Source organism: Pseudomonas sp. (genome assembly GCF_028293835.1).
Lineage (GTDB): Bacteria > Pseudomonadota > Gammaproteobacteria > Pseudomonadales > Pseudomonadaceae > Aquipseudomonas.
The window spans coordinates 62537-71478 of record NZ_JAQGNX010000090.1 but is presented as its reverse complement, the minus strand read 5'-3'; the positions used below and the strand labels follow the sequence as shown (position 1 = coordinate 71478).

General features: G+C 57.2%; 9 protein-coding genes and 1 tRNA gene. 8 read left to right on the top strand and 2 right to left on the bottom strand.

The genetic code is table 11. The annotated features are described in order from the left end of the window. Positions 1–35 precede the first annotated feature (35 nt). A tRNA-Ser gene (locus JWR17_RS12405) sits at positions 36–125 on the top strand. A gap of 80 nt (positions 126–205) precedes the next feature. Here JWR17_RS12405 and JWR17_RS12400 read toward each other — a convergent pair. Beyond that, positions 206–1414, bottom strand: a complete 1209-nt coding sequence (locus JWR17_RS12400; protein WP_299831839.1) for a LysR family transcriptional regulator — start codon at positions 1412–1414, stop codon at positions 206–208. Positions 1415–1548: 134 nt separating this feature from the next. Between JWR17_RS12400 and galB the strand changes: the two genes are divergently transcribed. The 4 genes from galB to JWR17_RS12380 all read left to right on the top strand — a co-directional run bounded on the left by galB (position 1549) and on the right by JWR17_RS12380 (position 5481). Beyond that, positions 1549–2286, top strand: a complete 738-nt coding sequence (gene galB / locus JWR17_RS12395) for a 4-oxalmesaconate hydratase (protein ID WP_299831837.1) — start codon at positions 1549–1551, stop codon at positions 2284–2286. Then, positions 2283–2996, top strand: coding sequence for a 4-carboxy-4-hydroxy-2-oxoadipate aldolase/oxaloacetate decarboxylase (locus JWR17_RS12390; RefSeq protein WP_299831835.1), 714 nt, complete (start codon positions 2283–2285; stop codon positions 2994–2996). The genes galB and JWR17_RS12390 overlap by 4 nt, the downstream gene beginning before the upstream one ends. 2 nt (positions 2997–2998) lie before the next feature. After that, the gene (locus tag JWR17_RS12385; protein ID WP_299831832.1) at positions 2999–4078 is read left to right on the top strand and encodes a 4-oxalomesaconate tautomerase; all 1080 of its coding nucleotides are present in this window, start codon (positions 2999–3001) and stop codon (positions 4076–4078) included. A 113-nt stretch (positions 4079–4191) separates the two neighbouring features. Further along, positions 4192–5481 (top strand): MFS transporter, encoded by a 1290-nt coding sequence (locus JWR17_RS12380; RefSeq protein ID WP_299831830.1) that lies wholly within the window; start codon positions 4192–4194, stop codon positions 5479–5481. A 49-nt stretch (positions 5482–5530) separates the two neighbouring features. Here the strand turns inward: JWR17_RS12380 and JWR17_RS12375 are convergent, their stop codons facing one another. Beyond that, positions 5531–6109 (bottom strand): DUF4337 domain-containing protein, encoded by a 579-nt coding sequence (locus JWR17_RS12375; RefSeq protein ID WP_299831829.1) that lies wholly within the window; start codon positions 6107–6109, stop codon positions 5531–5533. A gap of 139 nt (positions 6110–6248) precedes the next feature. Between JWR17_RS12375 and JWR17_RS12370 the strand changes: the two genes are divergently transcribed. The 3 genes from JWR17_RS12370 (at position 6249) to JWR17_RS12360 (ending at position 8932) form a co-directional block, all read left to right on the top strand. Beyond that, positions 6249–6644 (top strand): nucleotidyltransferase domain-containing protein, encoded by a 396-nt coding sequence (locus JWR17_RS12370; RefSeq protein WP_299831845.1) that lies wholly within the window; start codon positions 6249–6251, stop codon positions 6642–6644. Then, a complete protein-coding gene (locus JWR17_RS12365; RefSeq protein ID WP_299831827.1) occupies positions 6634–7074 on the top strand; it encodes a DUF86 domain-containing protein in 441 nt (146 codons plus the stop codon). The genes JWR17_RS12370 and JWR17_RS12365 overlap by 11 nt, the downstream gene beginning before the upstream one ends. 172 nt (positions 7075–7246) lie before the next feature. Continuing rightward, entirely contained in the window at positions 7247–8932 is a 1686-nt protein-coding gene (locus JWR17_RS12360; RefSeq protein WP_299831825.1) for an NAD-dependent malic enzyme, read from the top strand. The last annotated feature ends 10 nt before the right edge of the window (positions 8933–8942 follow it).

Here is an 8942-nt window from a genome sequence, read left to right as displayed (position 1 = left end):
CGTTCGGCACCTGAACTGTTATCATGCGCGCCGTTGGAGAGATGCCAGAGTGGCCGAATGGGACGGATTCGAAATCCGTTGTACTGGCGACAGTACCTAGGGTTCGAATCCCTATCTCTCCGCCATACAAATAAAAGCCCTGTAAATCGATGATTTACGGGGTTTTTTGTTTCTCGGTTTGACGTCGAAGACGTGGCGCAATTTCCTACAATACCGCTGCCGACTTCACAACCGCCTTCACACATTCAATCAACGCCTCGGCCATGGGCGAGTGCAGTCCATTACTTCGGTAAATCAACCCAATCGGCCTGGCGGTATCCCCTAGCCGCACGGGTAATTGCTGAAACTCCCCCGAAGCTATTTCATGTTCCAGCTGGTGTTCAGACACTACGGCCAGCATGTCCGAGCGCATGAGTAAACCGCGAATAATTGCCAAGTCTCCGGTCTCCACCATGGGCACTGGCGCTTCATTGCCTAGATGGTTGAAATGCGCGTCCAGCACTATCCGAGCCGGGCTGTTGGCGCGGGGCAGGATCCAGTGGGCTTGGATAAGGTCTTGGGTGGTGACCTCTTGGTTTAACAGCGGATGGCCGCGGCGTACCAAAATGACCATTTCTTCGGTCAATAACTGTTCGCCATGCAGGTCGCTGGCGTAGTCGGTGGGGCGAAGGGCGCCGAATACAAAGTCCAGGTCGCCGGCGCGCAGTTCCAGGGCCAGCAGGTTGAACGGGCTTTCGTTGGTCGAGACCTGCACGCCGGGGTGTTTTGCAAGCAAGCGCACGATCGCTTCCGGCAATATTCGTGTGCGCCCCAGTGGCAGCGCACCGACTCGGACGACGCCTTGCAGCGACCCCTTGAGTGCCGCAATGTCGGCGTCCAGATGGCGCAGTTCATTGAGGGCTCGGCGGATCGGATAGAGGATTTCGCTGCTGGCGCGGGTAGGAATCAACCCACGGGCGGTGCGCTCGAACAGTGCGGTGTCGGTGCCGCCCTCAAGCACCTTCAACGCGGCGCTGATGGCTGGCTGAGTCAGCTGGAAGGCGTTGGCCACGGTTTGCATGTGCTGGGTTTCGCAGAGTTTTACGAACACTTCCAGGCGTCGGGTGTTGAGCAAATACAGCGGCTCGTGGAAAGGATGGGAGGGGCGGCCAAGCAGGGCGGGGATGCTTTGCAATTCACTCAGGATGCGCCGGGCTCTGGCGAGGATGCACTTGCCGTAAGGGGTCAGCAGCATGCCACTGGCGTGACGCTCGAACAGCGGATTGTTCAGGCGCAGCTCAAGGTCGCGGATGGAACGGGTCACCACTGATTGCGCGCGCAGCAACACCTCAGACGCTTTCGAGACGCTGCCATGCTCGGCCACCCGAACGAAGGCGCGGATCTGCATCAGGTGCGGTAGTTCGGAGGATGACATTGAACGTCTCTCAAGCTGACGGCTGCTGAGCAGGCGCCGATAAACAAAAAGTATACCAGCTGCAATTGAACGCATTACTCGCGCATGGGCATCCATGCCAGCATCGGGATAAATAAAGCAGCGAGTCCTTTCACATGACCAACCCTGTCGCAAAAACCGCCCTTGTGGTGAGTGCCCACTCTGCGGACTTCGTTTGGCGCGCTGGCGGCTCCATCGCGCTGCACGTCAGTCAAGGTTACGCCGTGCATATTGTCTGCCTGTCATTTGGCGAGCGCGGCGAGTCGGCGAAGCTCTGGCGCAAGGGTGAGATGACCGAAGATAAGGTCAAGGCCGCTCGCCGTGAAGAGGCTCAGGCCGCTGCCGGAATCCTTGGCGCGACCATCGAGTTTTTTGATATAGGCGATTATCCGATGCGCGCGGACAAGGAAACCTTGTTTCGTCTGGCGGATGTTTTTCGCCGTATTCAGCCGGAATTTGTCCTCAGCCATTCCCTCAAAGACCCCTACAACTATGACCATCCCCTGGCGATGCACGTGACCCAGGAAGCGCGGATTATCGCGCAGGCCGAAGGCTACAAACCGGGCGAGAAAATCGTTGGTGCGCCTGCGGTGTATAGCTTCGAACCCCATCAGCCTGAGCAGTGCGACTGGAAACCCGACGTATTGCTGAACATTACCGATGTCTGGGACAAAAAATACGCCGCCATCCAGTGCATGGCCGGCCAGGAACATCTGTGGGAATACTACACTCGCGTCGCCCAGCAACGCGGCGTGCAGGCCAAGCGCAATATCGGCATCACGGCCAGTAAAGACATTGTCTACGCCGAGGGTTATCAGAGCATCTTCCCCCGGGTAACGGAGAATCTGGGATGAGCGCGGTCGGAAGAACAGGTGTAGTGGTACGCAACATTCCACGAGCCGACGCGGCGTTGATCGACGAACTTCAGCGTTACGGGGTCGCTACGGTCCATGAAGCCCAAGGCCGCAAAGGGCTGCTGGCGCCGTTTATTCGTCCGATCCAGCAAGACATTTGCATCAGTGGCTCGGCGATCACCGTATTGGTAGCCCCAGGCGACAACTGGATGTTTCACGTGGCGGTTGAGCAGTGCCAGCCGGGTGACATCTTAGTGGTTGCGCCCAGCTCGCCGTGCACCGATGGCTATTTTGGCGATTTGCTGGCCACCTCACTGCAGGCCCGTGGCGTCAAAGGCCTGGTGCTTGAGGCGGGTGTTCGCGACACCAAGACCCTGCGTGAGATGGGCTTTTCGGTGTGGTCCAAGGCCGTGCATGCCCAAGGCACTATCAAGGAAACATTGGGCTCGGTGAACATTCCGGTGGTTTGTGCCGGGCAGTTGGTCAATCCAGGTGACGTGGTTTTAGCTGACGACGACGGGGTTGTGATCGTCCGTCGCCAGGAGTTGCCAGGGGTAATAGCCAGCGCTCGAAAACGCGCCGAATTGGAAGAGCAAAAACGCTTGCGCCTGGCCAGCGGTGAGTTAGGGCTGGATATCTACAACATGCGTCCTCGCCTGGAGGAGAAGGGCCTGATATACCTTGAGAGTCTCGATCAACTGGAAGACTGAACATGGCTCAGACCCGCATTCCTTGCTTGATGATGCGCGGTGGCACGTCCAAGGGGGCGTATTTCCTCAGGGACGATTTACCCGCAGAGCCAACGCTGCTCGATGAAGTGCTGTTGGCGGCCATGGGGTCGCCCGATGCACGGCAAATCGACGGTATAGGCGGCGCCGACAACCTGACCAGCAAGGTCGCCATCATCGGGCGCTCGACGCGTCCGGACGTCGACGTCGATTATTTATTTGCCCAGGTGAGCGTAATTCAGCCCCGGGTCGATTACGGCCAGAACTGCGGAAATATCCTTGCTGGGGTAGGCCCTTTCGCTTTGGAACGTGGGCTGGTTACGGCCACCGGCGAAGTCACCCGTGTCCGGATCTACATGGAAAATACCGGACAAACCGCCACCGCCGTGGTCCAGACGCCCGGCGGTGAGGTGCGTTACGACGGTAAGGCGCGAATTGATGGCGTGCCCGGCACCGCTGCGCCGGTCGTGGTGGAATTCGACGACGTTGCTGGCGCCAGTTGTGGCGCTTTATTGCCCACCGGGCATGCGCTGGATCGCTTCGACGGCGTGTACGTCACCTGCATCGACCACGGCATGCCGGTGGTGCTGATCCGCGCGGCGGATCTCGGTCGCACGGGGTACGAGAGTCCCGAGCAGTTGGAGGCAGACGAACCGCTCAAGGCCATCATCGAATCCATTCGTTTACAGGCAGGACCGTTGATGAATCTGGGTGACGTCACTCAGCGCACGGTGCCCAAAATGTGCCTGATCGCCCCGCCAGTGGCGGGAGGTGCCATCAGCAGTCGTACGTTTATTCCTCACCGCTGCCATCCTTCCATTGGCGTATTCGCCGCCGTCAGTGTGGCCCGCGCTTGCCTGATAAAAGGTTCCGTTGCCCATGGGCTGGTCAGGTTGCCCACGGGTGAGTCGGTTCAGGTGTCGGTGGAACATCCCATTGGCGAGTTCACGGTGGCGATGACCCTGAATGACGGTTCGGTTACCTGCTGCGGACTGCTGCGGACGGCAAGGTTGTTGTTTGATGGACAGGTCTGCATCTCGCGCTCGGTACGGACTGGAAATTAACCCGATATAAATAAAAGCGATACGTCGTTAAGTTTTTCGAGCCGAGGGCATCGCCTCTGGCCGTTAGGATGAACCAAAGCTTCATACCTTATAAAAACAAACACAGGTGACGTATGCGATTAGGCTGGTATTCGGATTTGACACCGAAAGAGCGGCGTACCTATTGGGCCTGCTTCGGTGGTTTCACCCTCGACTCCATGGACTCGACCATTTACGCCTTGATGATGCCCGTGCTGCTGACGGTGCTGAGCCTGAGCAAGTCCGATGCGGGCATGCTCGGTTCGGTATCGCTGATCGGCAGCGCAGTCGGTGGCTGGGGTGCCGGGATGCTGGCCGACCGCTATGGCCGAATCAAAGTGATGCAGGGCACGGTGCTATGGGTCGCGACTTTCACCTTTATGGCCGCGTTTTGCAGCAGTTTTTGGGCGTTCCTGCCGGTGCGGTTTCTGCAGGGTATCGGCTACGGCGGCGAAGCGGTGGTCGGTGCGGTGTTGATCAGCGAGGCGATCAAGCCAGCCTTGCGCGGTCGGGTCGCGGCGTCGGTGCAGAGCGGCTATGCCGTTGGCTATGCCATCTCGCTTGCCGCGATGCCGGTAGTCTTCTACTTTTTGCCTGAAGACGTCGCCTGGCGCGCGTTCTTCGCGATTGGTTTGTTGCCAGCGCTGTTGGTCTGGTTTATCCGTCGCCTGGTGCCAGAGTCCGATGCGTTCAACAAGCTCAGCAGCCAGTCCAAAAAGATAGACATTCGCAGCATTTTCACCGCCGAGCATCGCCGCGTAACGTTGATCAGCACAGTGTTGGCCAGCGGTATCTTCGGCGGCGCCTACATCATGATCACCTGGCTACCGACCTACATGCGCTTGAGCTTGGGTCTGCCCATCGCGTCGACCTCGGGTTATCTGGCGGTGAACATTGTCGGTTCGCTGCTGGGGCCGTTCATTTATGGCTTGATCAGCGACAAAATCGGACGTGGCAAAACCTTCATGCTGTTCCTGGTTTCCCAGGCGATTGTGGTCTCGATCTATATGTTCGCCCACATCGACATGACCATCCTTCTCGGTCTTGGACTGTTGTTAGGCGCTTTTCAGGGTGGATTAGCCTCAGGTTTGCCGCTGGCGTTCTCGGAGCTGTACCCAACCCGGATTCGTGCCAACGGCGCCGGTTTTTGCACCAGCTTCGGACGGGGTTTCGGCTCGATCATGCCAGCCGCGGTGGGGTTTGCTTCCGGCCACATGGACCTGGGGATTGCCATGGGCTCGTTCGCGATTGGCTCTTACGCCATTGGTTTTATCGCCGCGCTTTGCCTGCCGGACGCTACCGGAGTCGACTTGGAAGCCATAGATTCCAACGCGGCACGGGATACCGCTGCGGATACAAATTTTGTAGTACGAACCGGGCACTAATGTCAGATGCTGCCAGCCCCGCTGACCTGTGTGGTGTCGGGGCATTTGCTCAAATGTGGAACCAGGCCAGGGTGCCCAGCACCACCGCAACTCCGGCGGCGCCATAAGCGACCTTCTTCAGCCACTCTTTGCGCGTGAGCAAGGTAATCGCCGCCAGGGAAATAGCGATCTGAATGGCTGTCATCGCCTGGGCCCAGCGGTGGTGCTGCTGCAGCGCAACTTCAGATTTTTCGTCCCACGCGGTCACTTCTTCTTCGAGCTTTTCGGCTTTCTTGCGGACGACTTCTTTTTCGGTTTTATAACGCTCGGCTTCGGCGGTGTAATGCGCAGCGTCGACGCCGGGGATATGAGTCGCCAATTCCGACAGGTTCTGTCGGCTGGATTTGGCTTGATAATAATTCCATTCATTGGAGGCTTCGGTTTTCTTGATGGCAGCGTTGTTCTTGTCCATAGCCGCTTCGCTTTCCGTCGACCCGGCCTGATAGCTGAGCAGCGCGCCAATAGTCGCCATAATCGCCGTCATCACCGCGATCTTGCCGGCAAAGTTATCCCCCCTGGCCTGAGCATGCTCGGTCGCGTGTTCCAAATGGTGTTCGTGCGGGCTCGGAACTTCGAAGTTTTCAGACATGGACACTGATCTATGGAGGGGCGAAGGCGCAGAGTGTAATCCAGTCTGTGTGAAACTAATGCAGGCCGAAGCGCCTTCGGCATTATTCGTACAAGGTATGATGACGCGCAGTGCAACACGGGTCATCAGGGGCATTGTCATGGAATTTGAACATTTGGTCGCGCACCTGCAAAAACGCGTTCCAAACTTGCTGGCGGTTTACATTTTTGGCAGTCAGGTAACAGAACACGCCACTGCGCAAAGTGACGTCGATGTAGCTGTGCTTTTGGCTGGCAAACTCGACCCTGTGCAGGTGTGGGAGATTTCCGGAGAACTGGCCGATATCGCAGGAGTTTCTGTAGATTTACTCGACCTGCGGGCCGCATCAACGATTATGCAATATCAGGTGGTTACCACCGGGGTGCGAGTTTGGGGCCAGGACTTGCAGGTGGGTCTTTTCGAGTGCTTTGTACTGAGCGAAAAAACTGAACTGGACACCGCCCGGGCTGGGCTATTGGCGGATATTCAAAAGGAAGGGAGCGTTTATGGTCGATAACATACTGATCAACAAAGCAGAAACGATTGAACGCTGCGTCGCCCGAGCTAAGCAAGAATACGACAAAGACCCTGCCAGCTTCGCTACTGACTTTACTCGGCAGGACGCCGCAATCCTTAATATCCAACGTGCCTGCGAAGCCGCGATGGACATGGGTCAACATTTGATTCGTCGAGAGCGCCTGGGTGTTCCGCAGAGTGGGCGAGACGTGTTTGAGTTGTTGGCTCGTGGCGGATGGGTCCCCGCTTCGTTGGTGCCTGTCCTGAAAAATATGGTGGGCTTTCGCAACATTGCCGTGCATGAATATCAAACACTTCAGCTACCGATCACCGTGTCAATCATTACCACGCACCTGGGCGACTTTTTAGCATTCAGTGCTTACATCCTGAGCAAAGATGCAGAGCCTCAAAGCGCCCGGCCTGATAACTGAGTTGCTGCATTGCCCCCCAGCGCGAGTAAGATAGCAGCGCGATATCGTCCTACGATGTTCGCTGAGTCGGGTTTGAATAGAGAACTGTCGATCTGCACCCTACAAGTTCCGGCTGCCCGCCTCGGTTTCACAAGAAATTTCAGAGTAAAACGAAAAAAGGCGAACACTTAAAATGAGCAAATCCTCGCGTCCTCTATACATTTCCTACGCTGGTCCTTCGCTGCTGGAGATGCCACTGCTAAACAAAGGCAGTGCCTTCACGCCCCAAGAGCGCGTTGAGTTCAACCTGATCGGTCTGTTGCCACAAAACGTGGAAACGATCGAAGAGCAAGTCGCCCGGGTCTTTAGCCAATACAATCAATGCGCTAGCGACCTCGACAAGCACATCTACCTGCGTTCGATACAGGACAACAACGAAACGTTGTTCTTCCGTCTGCTCGACTCGCACCTCGATACAATGCTGCCGATCATCTACACCCCAACGGTTGGCCAGGCGTGTCAGGAATTCTCGAAGATCTACCGCACCCACCGAGGGTTGTTTATCTCGTATCCGGAACGCGACCGCATTGATGACATCCTGCGCAGCGCAACCAAGGATCAGATCAAGATCATCGTGGTCACCGACAGCGAACGCATCCTCGGTCTGGGTGACCAAGGCATCGGCGGCATGGGTATTCCCATTGGCAAACTGTCGCTTTACACCGCGTGCGGCGGCATCAGCCCGGCCTACACCTTGCCCATCGTGCTGGACGTCGGCACCAACAACCGCGAACTGCTCGACGACCCGATGTACATGGGCTGGCGCCATGAGCGGGTAACGGGTCAGGAATACAACGACTTCGTTGCACTGTTCATCGAAGCTGTTCAGCGTCGCTGGCCTGAAGTGTTGTTGCAGTTTGAAGACTTCGCCCAGTCCAATGCGATGCCGTTGCTGGAGAAGTACCGCGACGAGCTGTGCTGCTTCAACGACGACATTCAAGGCACCGCTTCGGTGGCTGTCGGCACGCTGCTGGCGGCGTGCAAAGCCAAGAGCGAAACCCTGGGTCAACAAGTTGTAGTGTTCGTGGGCGCGGGCTCTGCAGGTTGCGGTATCGCCGAGCACATTATTGCAGCGATGAAGATCGAAGGCCTGAGCGAAAGCGAAGCGCGCAAACGCATCTTCATGGTCGACCGTCACGGTTTACTGACCGACAAAATGGATGGCTTACTGGACTTCCAATCCCGTCTGGCGCAGAAAACCGCCGATGTGGCGAGCTGGGGCACTGAGTCCTTCCCCACCTTGCTCGATGTTGTCAGCAACGCCAATGCCACGGTATTGATCGGCGTTTCAGGTCAGCGCGGTCTGTTCACCGAACAAGTGATCCGCGAAATGCACAAGCATTGCGCCAAACCACTGGTAATGCCGATGTCCAACCCGACGTCGAAAGTCGAAGCCACGCCAGAAGAAATCCTGCGCTGGACCGACGGCAATGCGTTGGTTGCAACCGGTAGCCCGTTCGCCCCGGTTGAATTCAATGGTCGTACGATTCATATCGCCCAATGCAACAACTCGTACATCTTCCCTGGGATCGGCTTGGGCGTGATTGCCAGCAAGGCATCGCGCATTACCGACAAGATGCTGATGGCTGCCTCCAATGCACTGGCGGAATGCTCGCCAGTGGTCACCGGTCTGGGTGATGCGGTATTGCCGCCGCTGAAAGATATTCAGGAAGTCAGCCGCAAAATCGCGTTGGCCGTGGCCAAGGAAGCGCAGGCGGAAGGCCTGGCGCTGGAAACCTCCGAAGAGGTGTTGCAGGCGGCAATCGAGCGTAACTTCTGGATGCCGAACTACCGCACCTATCGTCGTCGTTCGGTCTGATTATTCTCAG